The sequence below is a fragment of the Mesorhizobium sp. M1423 genome, from assembly GCF_040317575.1.
Lineage (GTDB): Bacteria > Pseudomonadota > Alphaproteobacteria > Rhizobiales > Rhizobiaceae > Mesorhizobium.
This window is the reverse complement of record NZ_JAMYKU010000003.1, coordinates 204,725-219,804: the sequence shown is the minus strand read 5'-3', so window position 1 is coordinate 219,804 and position 15,080 is coordinate 204,725. Positions and strand designations below refer to the sequence as shown.

The window sequence follows — 15,080 nt, the reverse complement described above, 5'->3', positions numbered from 1 at the left end:
CGGAGGTTATTGTGGCAAGAAATCCCAAGGTCGCTTTCATCGGAGCTGGCTCGACGGTGTTCATGAGGAACATCGTTGGTGACATATTGCAGCGTCCGGCTTTATCCGGCGCGACGATCGCACTGATGGACATCAATCCGCAAAGACTTGAAGAAAGTGCAATCGTCGTTGGCAAGTTGATCTCGACGCTTGGCGTAAAGGCCAAAGCCGAAACCTATTCGGACCAGCGCAAGGCGCTGGCGGGCGCCGATTTCGTCGTCGTCGCCTTCCAGATCGGCGGCTACGAGCCCTGCACGGTCACCGACTTCGAAGTTCCGAAGAAATACGGGCTGCGCCAGACCATCGCCGATACGCTCGGCGTCGGCGGCATCATGCGAGGCTTGAGAACCGTGCCGCATCTGTGGAAGATCTGCGAAGACATGCTCGCGGTCTGCCCGCAGGCTATCATGCTGCAATATGTCAACCCGATGGCGATCAACACCTGGGCGATCGCGGAGAAATACCCCGACATCAAGCAGGTCGGCCTCTGCCATTCGGTGCAAGGCACGGCAATGGAGCTGGCGCATGATCTCGACATTCCCTACGAGGAGATTCGCTATCGCTCGGCCGGCATCAATCACATGGCCTTCTACCTGAAGTTCGAGCATCGCCAGCCGGACGGCTCCTATCGCAACCTCTATCCGGATCTGCTGCGCGCCTATAGCGAAGGGCGGGCGCCGAAGCCGGGGTGGAACCCGCGCTGCCCGAACAAGGTGCGCTACGAGATGCTGAAGCGCCTCGGTTACTTCGTCACTGAAAGCTCCGAACATTTCGCGGAATACACGCCCTATTTCATCAAGGACGGGCGCGAAGATCTGATCGAGAAATTCGGTATCCCGCTCGACGAGTATCCGAAGCGCTGCATCGAGCAGATCGAACGCTGGAAGGGGCAAGCGGAAGCCTATCGCTCGGCTGACAAGATCGAAGTGGAGCAGTCGAAGGAATATGCGTCCTCGATCATGAATTCGGTCTGGACCGGCGAGCCGTCGGTGATCTACGGCAATGTCCGCAACAATGGCTGCATCACGTCATTGCCATATAATTGCGCGGCCGAGGTGCCGTGCCTCGTCGACGCCTCCGGCATTCAACCCACCTTCATCGGCGACCTGCCGGTGCAGCTTACTGCGCTAATCCGCACCAATATCAACGTCCAGGAGCTGACGGTCCAGGCGCTGATGACCGAGAACCGCGAGCACATCTATCACGCGGCGATGATGGACCCGCACACGGCGGCTGAGCTCGACCTCGACCAGATATGGTCGCTGGTCGATGATTTGCTGGTTGCGCATGGCGATTGGCTGCCGGCCTGGGCGCGCGGAGCGCGCAGCGTTCGGGCGGCCTGAGGCGCAGGGCTGTCTATTTCACTCGCCTATGCCGACCATAAAGCCCGCTTTGAAAGCGGCGCGGCGTTGCCGGCCGATGTCTCGAAATCGAAGAGCTTCTGCGTCACCAGTGCAGCCGCCCCTCTTGCCCAGGAATTGTCCTCCCAGTCCAGCAGCATTGGCGGTGCTTGTCGAAAGGTGTTTTGCCCGAGCATCACCCGCATCGGGCCAAACAGCGCGTCGCCAAACGATACCGCTTCACCGCCGACAACAATGACCTCCGGGTCGGTGATGTTGACAAGATTGGCGAGATGCCGGCCGATGCCACGTCCGGCTTCTTCGAGAATGGCGACGGCTCGCGGTTCGCGGTCTGCCAAGGCTTCCATAAGGGTCGCTTTGCAATCCGCTTCGTCGTGCCCGGTGGCTTCGCGCCATGTGCGCAGGATCGCCGGCTCGGCGTAATAGGCCATCAGGCAGCCGCGTTTTCCGCACTCGCAAAGGCGGCCGTTCTCCTCATAGGAGGTGTGACCGAATTTGCCGGCAGCACCGTTCGCACCGCGATAGAGTTTGCCTTCGAAGACGAGCGCACAGCCGATCCCGACGCCGATCGCCAGCACCGCCATATTGCGGTGCTGGCGTCCGAGGCCGAAGAGTTGCTGGGCAATGGCGTAGGCATTGGTGTCGTCCTCAAGCCACACGGGGACGTCCACCCGTTCGGCCAGCATCGGGCCAAGGGGAACGTTGTCCCAGTTATAGCGATTGCTGCGGATACACACGGCCTTCTGGTTGTCTATAACGCCAGGCATTGAAACGCCGATCCCGGCAAGCTTGGCGCCGGGCCGATCGACAATCGCAATCAGCTCCGGCACCGCCTTGGCCAACGCCTTTGTAATACGGTCGGGATCGCTGTCCGAGAGCTTGACGCGCATGGAACCCAGCGGATTGGTCGCAAGATCGGTGACCACGCATTCGACCGACCCGACCATCAGCTTGAAACCTATGGCGAGGCCGTTTGCGTAGTTGATATCCACCGGGATAGGGCGGCGCCCGGCCGAGCCCACGACTGTCTTGCCCTCGATCAGCAGGCCATCCTCGATGAGGTCCGCCACGACGAAGGTGACGGCCGCCGGACTGAGGCCGGTAACGGACGCTATGTCGGCCCGGCTGCGCGGACCCTCCTGCCGCAAGAGATTGAGGATCAGTCTCCGGTTCATCGCCCGGGTCGTGCTCGGGTCACCCTTGAGCTTCACGGATTATTCCTTAATTTTGTAAATTAATTATTGCCTCTCGATCAAACATATGCGTAAGTTTGCCCAACTGTTCAACACCCGAACCGGGGTTAACGAAAATAATCCGGTTCATACCGGCAGCCACCGCGCTCTGAAGGAGCGGGCAAGCATGTTGTCTTGCCCGGGAGATGCGTTGTCGGGTTCGCACAGCGCCGGTGAGGGGGACGACCGCGTCGGCCGCGATGCCGGGCAGAATTAACACCAAGGGAGGAGTGACAATGACGTTCAAGTGGATCGAAAAGCCGTCGACGCGGCGCAATTTCCTTAAGGGAGCCGGTGGCGTTTCCGCCGCGGTGCTCACGGGCTTTCCAATGCCGGCACTCAGCCAGTCGAGCGAAGTCACCATCATTTCAGATGAAAACAATGCCGATGCCCTGCAGATTTTGCGGCGCATCGCGGCCGATTTCGAGAAGCAGTCAGGCACCAAAGTTGTGATCAACAACATGGATCACGAGGCCCACAAGACCGCGATCCGCAACTACCTTGTGGCCGGCGCGCCGGATGTCTGCTTCTGGTTCTCCGGAAACCGCATGCGTGCCTTCGTCAACCGCGGCCTGTTCGACGACATTTCGGATCTGTTCGAGAAGGAAAAATACAAGGACGTGCTGGGTGCTACGACCGGTGCCGTCACGGTCGACGGCAAGCAGTATGGACTGCCGACCGGCGGCACGATGTGGGGCATGTTCTATCGCAAGGACGTCTTTGCCGAGCACGGACTTACGGTACCGGCGACCTGGGACGAATTCCTCGCTTACGGCCAGAAATCCAAGGCCGCCGGCCTAATCCCCGTCAGCATCGGCACCAAGGAACTCTGGCCGGCGGCCGGATGGTTCGATCAGATGAACCTGCGCATCAATGGTCTCGACAAGCACTTCGCCTTGATGAACGGCAAGATGGCCTATACCGACCCGGCGCTGAAGCCTATTTTCGACCACTGGGAGGAGCTGATCAGGCAGGGTTTCTTCACGCCGGATCAAACCTCGTTCGGCTGGCAGGAGGCCGGCGCCTTCCTCGCCCAGAAGAAGGCCGGCATGATGAACCTCGGTGCCTTCGTGAAGGCTACTTTCCCTGAGCAGGATCTCGAGCAGCTGACATTCGCGCCTTTCCCGAAGATTGACGCCGCCCTCGACCGCTACGAAGAATTCTCGGTCAATTCGGTCCACATCCCGGCCAACGCCAAGAACAAGGCGGGTGCCCGCGAGTTCCTCGCCTTCTTTTACCAGCCGGAAAATTTCGGCCCCTATCTGGAACCTGGCGGCAACGTTCCGCCGCGCAACGACCTTCCAGCCAGCAAGGACCCGCTGGTCAACGCGGCTGTGGAAAGCCTCAAGACGGTGGCCGGCACGTCGCAATATTACGACCGCGACACCGATCCCGACATGGCCCAGGCGGGTCTGGTCGGTTTCCAGGAATTCATGGCCAAGCCGGAGCGCCGGGATGCCATTCTTCAGCGACTCGAGGGAACCCGTCGCCGGATCTTCAAGATCTAGCGCCTCCCAGCCGAGGGGAGCGGGGTCTTGCCCGCTCCCCGATGCGTTCCGGTGAATGAGGTCTCCCAAAATGACGAAGCTTTGGCGCCGCCATCGCTGGTGGCTGACACCGACACTTCTGATCCTGCCCGCTGCTGTGCTGTTTTCCGTCGTCATTCTGGCCTCTGCGGTCGAGAGCCTATGGATCAGCCTGCACGAATGGGACGGCTTCAGCCCGATGGTCTGGATCGGCCTTGGCAACTACCGCGAATTGTTCGCCGACCCGCAGTTCTATGTTTCGCTGAAGAACAATCTGATCTGGCTGGTGATGTTCATGCTGGCGCCGCCGCTCGGCCTCGCCATCGCGCTGCTCGTCAGCCAGAAAATCCGCGGCATGCGCCTGCTCAAGTCGCTGTTCTTCATTCCGCTGGTGCTGGCTTCGGTTGCCGTCGGCGTTGTCTTCACCTGGGTCTATACGCCGGAATTCGGACTTCTCGCCCTGATCTTCCGCACCTTCGGCGCGACCGCCCCGGCAGTGCTGTCGGATGAAAACTTCGTCACCTTCGCCGTCGTGATCGCAGCGTTGTGGCCGCAGATCGCCTTCTGCATGGTGCTCTATCTCGCCGGCCTCAACAATCTCAGCGAGGACCTGATCGGCGCCGGGCGGGTCGACGGCGCCAGGGGCTGGAACATGCTGCGCCACATCGTGTTGCCGCAGCTGACACAGGTCACCTTTATCGCCATCGCTGTCACCGTCGTCGGCGCACTGCGTTCCTTCGACATGGTCTCGGTGATGACCAGCGGCGGCCCCTTCGGTTCGTCCGAGGTGCTTGCCTATCAGATGTTCGAGCAGTCCATCTTTTCCTACCGCTTCGGCTATGGCGCGGCCATTGCCTCGGTGCTGTTCGTGATCATGGCGGTCTTCATCGCCTGGTACCTGACGCGGATGATCCGCGCCGATGAAAGGGGCGGCTGATGTTTCCCCGCCCGATTCCCGAAACTGCTATTTGGCAGCGTCGCCTCTATGTCGTGCTGGTGGTCGGCATCCTGATTGTCTGGCTGGCGCCGCTCTTTGCCATCATTCTTACCTCGTTCCGCTCTACGCAGGATGTCATGGGCGGCAATCTGTGGGGCTGGCCGACCCAATTCGGCCTGGTCGACAACTACACGGCAGTCTTCACCCAGACGCCGATGGCCCGCTACTTCCTCAACAGCCTGACGATCACCATCCCCTCGGTGATCGGCGTTCTCATCTTGAGCACGCTCGCCGGGTTCGTGCTCGCCCGTTACCGATTTCGCGGCAACATGCTCGTCTTCGCCCTGTTCGTCGGCGGAAACTTCCTGCCGCACCAGATCATGATGATCCCGGTCCGCGATCTCATGGTGCGGCTCAACCTCTACGACACGATGTCGGCCCTGATCATCTTCCACATCGCCTTCCAGACCGGGTTTGCAACACTGTTCATGCGCAACTTCATCGCCGCCTTGCCGGGAGAGCTGTTTCAGGCAGCCAGGGCCGAGGGCGCGACACCGTTTCAGACATTGGTACACGTCGTCGTCCCACTGGTACGGCCGGCTCTCGCGGCGCTTGCCATCCTGCTCTTCACCTTCATCTGGAACGATTATTTCTGGGCGGTCGTGCTCACCATCAGCGATACCGTAAAACCGGTCACCGCCGGCCTTGCCAATCTGCGCGGCGAATGGGTCTCGGCCTGGAACTTGATCTCGGCTGGAACCATCGTCGTGGCTTTGCCACCAGTCGCCATGTTCTTCCTTATGCAGAAGCACTTCATCACCGGCCTCACCATGGGAGCGGTCAAGGGATGAACGACCATGGCTTCAAGGCGTCGCCCATCCGATTCGAAACCGATTTTGCAAGCAGGGCTCCATGACCAGTCTTGAACTCCGGCAGATACAAAAGAATTATGGCACCTATCATGCACTGCGCGGCATTGATCTCAGCGTCGAACAGGGCGAGTTCATTGTCACCGTCGGGCCGTCCGGTTGTGGCAAGTCAACGCTGTTGAAGATCATTGCCGGGCTTGAAACCGTTTCGACCGGTGAAATTCTCATCAACAACCGTGATGTCACCACCACCGAGCCGGGTGAGCGCGGCATTGCCATGGTTTTTCAGTCTTATGCGCTTTACCCGCATATGACCGTCGCCGAGAACATGGGTTTCGGCCTGCGCATGGCGCATCGCCCCAAGGCCGAGATCGATTCCGCCGTGCTGCGAGCCGCCAAGATCCTTCGCATTACCGACCAGCTCGACAAGCGGCCGAAACAGCTTTCCGGCGGCCAGCGTCAGCGTGTGGCGATTGGCCGTGCCATAACCCGCTCGCCCGACGTGTTCCTGTTCGACGAACCGCTATCCAACCTTGACGCAGCGCTGCGCACGCAGATGCGCGTCGAGCTTTCCGATCTGCACGCCAGGCTCGGCGCCACCATGGTCTATGTCACGCACGACCAGACCGAGGCGATGACAATGGCGAGCCGTATCGTCGTGCTCAATCGCGGCTCGGTCGAGCAGGTGGGCGCTCCGCTCGAACTCTACCGCAATCCGGCCAATCTCTTCGTCGCGGGCTTCCTCGGCGCACCCCGAATGAATTTTTTCGAAGTGACCGTCGCCGCTGTCTCCGGCGGCGCCGCCACGCTGTCGACCGCCGGTCTTTCTCCTTTGGCTGTCGAACTGACGGAAGCGGCATCCGTACAGGTCGGCGATAGGGTGACAATGGGGATTCGGCCGGAGAGCATCAGCCTGGCCGCGGAAGGGACAGCGAGTTTTGCAGGACGGGTGCGGCTGGTCGAGCATCTCGGCCGCGAGACCATCCTCTATGCCGACGCCGGCCCGCTGCAATGCGTCAGTTCTGAAAGCGGCAGCGGCAACGTCACCGTCCAGATCGGCCATGCGAGCGCTGTCTCTGCCGACGCGACCGTCGGCTTAAAGGTCGAGCCGCGTGACGTCTATCTCTTTTCCTCTGTCGATGAGCGGACCATCAGTGCCCGTAAACCCACCATCACCGACTGACCTGCAGGAGTATCCTTCGTGAACAAGACTTCAAACGGCCGCGCCCTGTCGGTCTGGCGGACGATCCAGACCGACCGCTTTCTGGTCGGCGCGCCGCATTACCCCGAGCATGTGGACGAGAGTTACTGGGACAATGACGCCAGGCGCATGGCCGAGGCCGGCTTCAACGTCGCCCGCCTCGGCGAATTCGCCTGGCACATTTTCGAACCGCGTGAAGGCACCTTCGATTTCGACCTGTTCGACCGGGCAATCGAGGGCCTCGCGCGTCGCGGCGTCAACACGATCCTGTGCACGCCGACCGCCACCCCGCCGCGCTGGCTGACCGCAAAGCATCCGGAAATCCTGCGGCTTGATGGAAATGGCCGGTCGATGGGCCACGGCTCGCGCCAGTATGCCGACACCAGCAGCCCGGTGTTTCGCGACTATAGCCGCAAGATTACCAGGGCGATGGCGGACCACTACCGCGACAATGCAAATGTCATAGGCTGGCAGACCGACAACGAACTCAACACCAGCATGCCGGAATCCTATTCGCCGTCGGCATTGAAGGAATTCCAGGCTTATCTCCAGGAAACCTACAAGACGATAGACAGGCTGAACTTCGCCTGGGGTGGCGATTTCTGGGCGACGGCTTACGGCGATTTCAGCGAAATTGTCTTCCCGCTGGATTTTTCCCCGTCCTTTCCCGGTCCCGGTCACCTCCAGGACTACCACCGTTTTCTCGCGTTTTCGACAGCACGGTTCCAGCACGACCAGGTCGAGATCCTGAGAGCCACGAATGCCGGTTGGTTCATCTTCCACAATCTCGGCGGATTGCGCGATATCGATTTTCGAGGCCAGTTCTCCACCGATCTCGACTTTGTCGGCTACGATATCTACCCGTTCCTCTATGACGAGTTCTTTCGCCTCGGCAACCACGCCAAGATCCAGGCACTGCATCTCGACATCTGCAGGGGATTTTCCGGCAACTACATAGTGCCGGAACAACAGTCGGGTTTTGGCGCCCAGCCGGGCTTCTGCACGCTGACGCCGGAGCCGGGCGAAATGCGACGCATGGCGATGTCGTCGGTTGCGCGTGGCGCCGATGGCATCATGTTCTTCCGCTGGCGTCCCGCGCATTTCGGCGCCGAGATATACTGGATGGGCATCATCGATCACGATGATGTCGCTCGCCGCCGCTATGACGAAGCGAGGCAGTTCGCCACCGAGATGATGGCGCTTAAAGACAAGATCCTAGGCACCCATGTGCGGATGGATGTCGGCATCGCCGGCTCGGACTTCGACAATCAGGAAGCCCACAAAACCTTCCCGATCGGCTTGCCAAGCCCGCAGGACGACGCAACCTTGCTGCATCAGTATTGCTATGACCGCGGCATCGCCTGCGGCTTCATCCACCCGGAAGACGATCTGTCGAAGCTCAAGGTGTTCTACGTGCCGCATTGGGTGATCTGGAAGGACAGCTGGACCGAGCGGCTGCAAGTCTTTGCCGAAAATGGCGGTACCGTCATCGTTGGCGCGCGCACGGGAACCCGCGACGAAAACAACCACGTCATCCGCGAGACAGCGCCGGGCCGGTCGCTGTCGAAGCTGACCGGTGTTCGCGTCGAGGATTTCGGGCGGCTGGCGGCACCTGGGGCCAATGGCCTGTTCAACACCATGTCGCGCTCCGGCGGGCTCGTCATTCCCCCCGACAGACCGGCCGAATCCAGCCGCCGCATCCGTCGTTATACCTTCGGCAACCACGAGTTCGATGCCGGTTATTTCTATGAGAACCTCGCAGTCGAACCGGAAGTCGAAATTATCGGGGTTTGGTCGAACCGCTACGCGGTGGGAGCGCCTGCAATCACTTCCCGCGCCGTCGGCAAGGGCCGTGTGCTCTATGTCGGCACCTACCTGACTCCGGAACTGACGGCTCAGCTCGCAACCCGCACTTTCGCCGACGCGAACGTGGAGCCTCTGGTTCCGGATCTGCCGGACGGCGTCGAGGTGACGATGCGCGAGAATGATGAACGCCAGCTTCTGTTCATGCAAAACATCAAGGACACGCCGGTTGCGGTAACCGGCGTTCCCGCCGGCAGCAACCTGCTCGACGGCAAAAGGCCTGTCTCCGGAGTGCTGACCCTGGACGGCTATGGCTGTGCTATCATCGAATTGATCTGATGCGATACGATATGCCGCCAGCAGGTTCAAGATAGAAGAATAGGGAGGTCAGTTTCCAGTCCACAGAATATCGAAAATGGTGAGAGCGTTGATTTTTTGGTAATGTTCTACTGGGAGATTTGGTAGACTGTTGACAGTGGAGGAGAAATTCTGTGGACGAGATGCCGAAAACTACTCGGAATTTGCGTTTCTCCCTGGCGCTTGGAATCGTGTCCTGGCTGTTGCTCGGTTCGTCCGTTCCGGCCGCGGCTGCCAGGCTTTCGCCAGCGCAGGCTTCGGTCGTTACGGCGGAGATAGCAAAGCTCAAACATCCTGAGGAGCGTGCGCTCGCCAAAGGTTGGACGGATGCGAAGAAAGTAGCCGAGTTCATCTGCCGCCCAGCTGCCATGAAAGCGCTAAAGCGTCGCATCAAGGGTGTCGATCGGGTGTTTCTGGGGACCGACGATCCCAGCACGCTGCAGCTCGTGAGCAACCGTCGGCTGACGGGCAGCGGCCAGGCCCGAACGGGCGACGACTGGCAAGCCTTCAGCTTTTCCTGCGGGCTGAACCCACAGACCGGGAAAGCCATATCTTTCGAGATTGCCCCCTTGCCGTCAACCGGTTCGGTTCCCGCTGCCGAGGACAAGCCCGCGCCTAAATGGCCGCGTTACTTCGGGCCTGGGCCAGTGCGTTCTCCCACCTTCAATCCAAAGAAGTGGCCTGGTCAAACTCCGTAGCTGCGACGAGCACGGCGTTTGCCGATGCGCCTCTACCCGGATTGTGAAACCAGCCGGACCGAAACGATGCCGGCGAATGGCCCTAAAGTCACGCAAAGAATGATGGAACGGCGAACAGCTGTTGACGCTGGAGCAAAAGGGTAATGTCGCACAGGATATTCACATCCTAAATAGAGCTCTTGCGCCTTACAACTGGCAGGATCGTCATAAAACGTTCCAACGATTTTCATGACATGGCAAGACTGTTCTGCTTTTCGGCGAATACCGCCATTGCGGAACGGCCCCGACTCGCGAACTATACATGGGAGGCGAGCCGACCAACTGTCCGGTCCGGCACTTGGCCAGTCGGGGAGGCGGTATGAACGGCACGGTTTCGCGGCGCCAGTTCATCGCGGCGGCTGCCGGCGCGGGAATTTCGGTCAAGGTCGGTTTTCTGGGTCGGCCTGCATCGGCGGCGCTCATTGCCAATCCGTCGGACGGTTCGCTGAACTGGATCGGACCGGATGGTCGGCCGCGCTTTCGGATGGATGCCGTGGCCAAGGTCACCGGCGATAAAACCTTCACCCGCGATTTTCGCGCCCGCGACGTGGCGGGCTGGCCGCAGGAACAGAGCCACGCCTTCCTGATCCGCGGAACCCGGGCCGACGCTCCGTTCGACGGACTGGACCTCTCATTGCTCGGCGAGGATCTCAAACCCGACCGACTTGTCCTCGGCGAAGACCTTGTGCGCGATGGCCTTGTGCCGCCGGAAACAACGGCCCCTGGCTTTTATGGCGACATGTTCCTGGTGCCGAAGGGGCGCACGCCGCGCCTGCTCGGCCAGCCCGTTGCGCTCTTGATCTACAAGGATTTCGCGCGGTTCGACGCCGCGAAGCGGCTGGTCCGTTTCGCAGACGGCGTCGTGCGCTGGCGGGCGACCAGCGGCTACGACACGCCGCCGCATTACGGCGCCGGCCGTTTCGTGCGCATCGGCGGCGCGACGTCGGGCGATCCCGACATTTATGCCCCGCTCGAAGGCACGACGATCTACGGCGACTTCGACGGAGATCAGGTCGTCTGGCCGAAGCCGGATCAGAGCGGTGATGCCGCGGCGCGTGCCATGTGGGCGGCGGGCGAGATCGAGCGCGAAATCGCGGCCACCGGCGACGACGCATTGATCCTGAAGCGAAGCTATTTCTCGCAATCGGTCGACGCCTCGGCGATGGAGGCCGACAACGGCAATGTCTGGTTCGAGCCGGCCAGCTTGACGCTACATGCAATCATCGCAACCCAATCGCCCTATGAGGTCGCGACCTCGACCCTGGCGATGCTGTCCACATCGCGGTTCGCACTCAAGGCGTTCGATCTCTCGATCGGCTATACCGTCGGATACGGCACCAAGGACCACTCGATCTTTCCCTATTACGCCGTCCTGGCAGGCCTCTATGGCGACGGGCGGCCGGTGCGCCTTGCCAACGACCGGTTCGAGCAGTTCCAGATGGGGCTGAAGCGCCACGCCTTCTGGATGGAGAACACGCTTGTCGTCGATCGCTCCACGCACGCCTTCCGCATCATGAAGGGGAGCTATCGTACGGATGCTGGTGGGCGGCGCAATTTCTCGCCCGACGTCGGCAACGTCGGCGCCAGCGCTTCGCAGAGTATCTATTACCTACCGAAGAGCGATTTCTCGGTCGAGGTCCGCGCCTCGCGCGCCGTTGACGCCGGCTCGACGCGTGGATACGGCACGCTGCAGACCATGGCGGCGACCGAGATGATGGTCGACGAGGCGGCCGAACTGCTCGGCATCGATCCGATCGAGCTTCGCCTCAAGAATGCGTTCAAGACCGGCATGAAGAACTCGCAGGGTGCCATTCCCGGCGGGGCGCTGAGGACGGAAGAGATCCTGGAGCGGGCCCGTGCCCATCCGCTCTGGAAGGATCGCGCCGCGAAGAAAACTGAGTTCGACACCGCTAATCCCGGCAATCACTATGGCGTCGGTTTCGCGCAGGTGCAGAAGGATTACGGGACCGGAGCCGACGCAGCGGTGACCACGCTGTCGCTGGATCCGTCCGGTCGGTTGGCGATGCGGCAGAACGGCAACGATATCGGCACGGGCCTGACCACCTCGCATGCGGTCATGGTCGCCGACATCATCGGCCGGGTGCCGGACGAATGCGCCTTCGGCGTCGTCGACTGGCCGGAAATGCCGCTCGTTTCGACCGAGGAGCCCTATACAACGCCACAGGACAAGGAGGATGCGCTGGCGCAGAATCCGCGCTGGACGCCCTCCTTTGTTTCACCGATGAGCGCTTCCAACAGCGCCTATTTCGTCGGCCACGCAACGCGGACGGCGGCGCGCGCACTGCTGCGCCTGTCGCTCTGGCCGGCGGCAGTCGCGCTCTGGTCGAGCGGGCCGGGTGGCGGGCAGGCGCGGCCGCTCGCGATCGATATCGGGGATGCGCGGCTGGTCGATGGCAGGCTGACGGCCGGTGGAATGGAGCCGCTCGGACTGGAGCAACTCGCGGCAGCGGCGCACAAGCTTGGCCTGGTCACGGGCGTCAGCGTCCATGTCTTCAACCGCTGGCAATGGGCGGAGGCGGTGTTCGACGTGCCGAATGTCGGCACGGTCCGGTTGCCAGCCGATGCACTGTCGGCGTGCTATGGCCAAGGCGCGCCGGCTGAATTGAAGGCCCTGATGACCTCGGATGGCTTCCATTTCCTTGACCGGCGTGAGGTGTTCTACCCGCCGGTGCAGCGCCTGAATGCTGCCGTCACCTATTACACCGGGATGGCGACGATCGCCGAGATCGCCGTCGACACCGCCTCAGGCGAGGTGAAGCTCCTGTCACATCATTCGATCCTCGAATGCGGCACTCAGGTCGTGCCGGAACTCGTCTCCGGTCAGATCCAGGGCGGTCTGGCGATGGGAGTCGGGCACGCCTTGCTCGAGGAGTTGCCACTCTATGAGGACGGCCCCGGCGACGGCACCTGGAACTGGAACCGTTATCGCTTGCCGCATGCAACAGATGTCGCGGTCTGGACGCAGACGTCGGAGGTGCTGCCGCCGCTTTCTGAAACCGATCCGCCGAAGGGAATGGCCGAGGTAGTGATGATCGCGATCGTTCCGGCGATCGCCAATGCCGTGAACCATGCCATCGGCAGGCGCTTCTATCAGACGCCGATCACATCCGAGAAAATCCTGGAGGCCCTGTCGTGACCCTCGCCACGCGACCACTCTCCATGACCGTCAACAATCGGACGGTCGGCCCGGTCGATGTGCCGGACGATCTGATGATGATCGACTTCCTGCACGAATATCTGAACCTTACGGGATCGCGGCTCGGCTGTGGCCAGGGCATCTGCCATGCCTGCGCGATCATCCTCGATGGGCCGGATGGAAGCTCCCGGGAAATCCGGAGCTGCATCACCGGAGCGCATTTCTTCGAGGGCAAATCTGTCCGCACCATCGAGGCACATGCCGAACGCGACGCGAACGGCAATGTCGTGCGCCTCTCTCCGGTCCAGCAGGCCTTCATCGAGCATTTTTCCTTCCAGTGCGGCTATTGCACGCCGGGCTTCGTCACCGCCGCGACCGTGTTGATCGAGCATCTGAAGACGGCGCCCGTCCGGCGTGCCGACGTCGAACAGACGATCGAGCAGGCGCTTGCGCCGCATATCTGCCGTTGCACCGGTTATGTCCGCTATTACGAGGCCGTTCGTGACGTGATCCTGAGCACGCCCGGGCTGGTACAGGGCTGAGGCGCGATGATGAGGCGCCTCTGGATTCCGCCTGCCGCGCTTTCTAATTCTCGGTCTGGCGGTCACTGTGATCGCAGCGCTGGCGGTCTTCCTCGGCCTGTTCGAAAAGAGCGCCGTCAGCGCGGTGGTCGATAGGCCGTTGTCAGCCGAGGAGATGCAAAAATTGGCTCCGCAGGGCCGGTATCTTGCCCAGGCGGCCGATTGCGCCGCCTGTCATACGGCGCCGGGCGGCGCGCCCTTCGCCGGCGGTCTCGCCTTTGCCATGCCCTTCGGCACGCTCTACGCCTCCAACATTTCGCCGGACAAAGAGACCGGCATCGGCGCCTGGACCCGGGCCGACTTCCATCGCGCCGTCCGCGACGGCGTCGGGGCGCATGGCCGGCATCTTTATCCGGCCATGCCCTATACGTCCTATCGGCGGCTCACGGAGGCAGATGTCGATGCGATCTACGCCTTCCTGATGACACGCGAGCCGATCCGGCAGGCGAATCGGGCGGGCAGCTTTCCGTTCCCCTATGTCCGCCGGTTCATGACCTTCTGGAACCTGATTAATCTTCCCTCCCGAACGGTTGCCGAGGACGCGGCCAAATCGCAGGACTGGCATCGCGGACGCTATCTGGTTGATGCACTCGGCCATTGCGGCGAATGCCACACGCCACGCGATTTCACCATGGCCACGATCCCGAGCCGATATCTCCAGGGCGCGCGGATCGACAATGTCGACGCACCGGACATCACCACGGCCAGCCTGGCGCGGTTCGGCTTCGACCGCGACGGTCTCGCCGCTTACATGCGCGCCGGGCTTGGGCCGGAGGGGGTGATGAGCTTCGGCATGTTCGACGTGGTGCACAATTCGACACGGCATCTGGACGAGGCGGACGCCAAGGCGATGGCGACCTATCTGATCGGCGAGGCGGCGTCCGCACCCGAACCCGGCAAGCCGTCTGCCGCGACCGAGGCTGCCGCCGGCCGACGCGTCTATGTCGAGGCCTGTTCCGGCTGTCATGGCCTGAACGGCGAAGGCACGCCGCATGTCGCGCCGGCAGTGACCACCAATGTGTCGCTGCGCCTGCCGAGCGCCCACAATTTGCTGGTAATCGTGCTGGACGGCCTTCCGGCTCGCATCTATCCGAACGGCGAAGCGCGGCAGGACATGCCGGGCTTCCGTGAACTGCTGACCGACCAGGAAGTCGTGGATCTCGGCAATTACTTGCGCGTCAAGTGGGGCGGGACCAGTCCCGACATTACGCCGCAAAGCGTCGCGGACGTGGCAAAACGAAACTGAGTAAGCCTGATCCTGGAAGTCGACCGGTATCGGC

The 15,080-nt window shown here is 61.6% G+C and carries 11 protein-coding genes; 10 read left to right on the top strand and 1 reads right to left on the bottom strand.

Features of this window, described 5'->3' with window-relative positions; translation table 11 throughout:
• Positions 1 to 11: 11 nt before the first annotated feature.
• Positions 12 to 1,382: an alpha-glucosidase/alpha-galactosidase gene (locus tag NKG95_RS05885; protein WP_352639423.1), complete on the top strand. Its 1,371-nt coding sequence runs from the start codon at positions 12 to 14 to the stop codon at positions 1,380 to 1,382.
• Between the two features lie 26 nt (positions 1,383 to 1,408).
• Here the strand turns inward: NKG95_RS05885 and NKG95_RS05880 are convergent, their stop codons facing one another.
• Positions 1,409 to 2,611, bottom strand: coding sequence for an ROK family transcriptional regulator (locus tag NKG95_RS05880; RefSeq protein WP_023720673.1), 1,203 nt, complete (start codon positions 2,609 to 2,611; stop codon positions 1,409 to 1,411).
• 257 nt (positions 2,612 to 2,868) lie between these two features.
• Here NKG95_RS05880 and NKG95_RS05875 point away from each other — a divergent pair, with 257 nt between their 5' ends.
• The 9 genes from NKG95_RS05875 (at position 2,869) to NKG95_RS05835 (ending at position 15,046) form a co-directional block, all read left to right on the top strand.
• Positions 2,869 to 4,140, top strand: coding sequence for an ABC transporter substrate-binding protein (locus NKG95_RS05875; protein WP_353040174.1), 1,272 nt, complete (start codon positions 2,869 to 2,871; stop codon positions 4,138 to 4,140).
• Positions 4,141 to 4,210: 70 nt separating this feature from the next.
• On the top strand, positions 4,211 to 5,095 hold the full coding sequence (locus NKG95_RS05870; protein ID WP_023720671.1) for a carbohydrate ABC transporter permease: 885 nt from the start codon (positions 4,211 to 4,213) through the stop codon (positions 5,093 to 5,095).
• The gene (locus tag NKG95_RS05865; protein ID WP_352484037.1) at positions 5,095 to 5,946 is read left to right on the top strand and encodes a carbohydrate ABC transporter permease; all 852 of its coding nucleotides are present in this window, start codon (positions 5,095 to 5,097) and stop codon (positions 5,944 to 5,946) included. Before NKG95_RS05870 ends, NKG95_RS05865 begins: the two co-directional genes overlap by 1 nt.
• Positions 5,947 to 6,007: 61 nt before the next feature.
• Positions 6,008 to 7,147 (top strand): ABC transporter ATP-binding protein, encoded by a 1,140-nt coding sequence (locus NKG95_RS05860; RefSeq protein WP_353040173.1) that lies wholly within the window; start codon positions 6,008 to 6,010, stop codon positions 7,145 to 7,147.
• Between the two features lie 18 nt (positions 7,148 to 7,165).
• Positions 7,166 to 9,307 carry a beta-galactosidase gene (locus tag NKG95_RS05855; protein ID WP_353040172.1) on the top strand — a complete coding sequence of 714 codons (2,142 nt, stop codon included), beginning with the start codon at positions 7,166 to 7,168 and terminating at the stop codon, positions 9,305 to 9,307.
• 152 nt (positions 9,308 to 9,459) lie between these two features.
• Complete coding sequence (locus NKG95_RS05850; protein ID WP_353040171.1) at positions 9,460 to 10,023, top strand: hypothetical protein; 564 nt, start codon at positions 9,460 to 9,462, stop codon at positions 10,021 to 10,023.
• A 358-nt stretch (positions 10,024 to 10,381) separates the two neighbouring features.
• A complete protein-coding gene (locus NKG95_RS05845) occupies positions 10,382 to 13,219 on the top strand; it encodes a xanthine dehydrogenase family protein molybdopterin-binding subunit (RefSeq protein WP_353040170.1) in 2,838 nt (945 codons plus the stop codon).
• 23 nt (positions 13,220 to 13,242) lie between these two features.
• A complete protein-coding gene (locus NKG95_RS05840; RefSeq protein ID WP_352494542.1) occupies positions 13,243 to 13,761 on the top strand; it encodes a (2Fe-2S)-binding protein in 519 nt (172 codons plus the stop codon).
• A gap of 67 nt (positions 13,762 to 13,828) precedes the next feature.
• Positions 13,829 to 15,046 carry a cytochrome c gene (locus NKG95_RS05835; protein ID WP_353040169.1) on the top strand — a complete coding sequence of 406 codons (1,218 nt, stop codon included), beginning with the start codon at positions 13,829 to 13,831 and terminating at the stop codon, positions 15,044 to 15,046.
• Positions 15,047 to 15,080 lie beyond the last annotated feature (34 nt).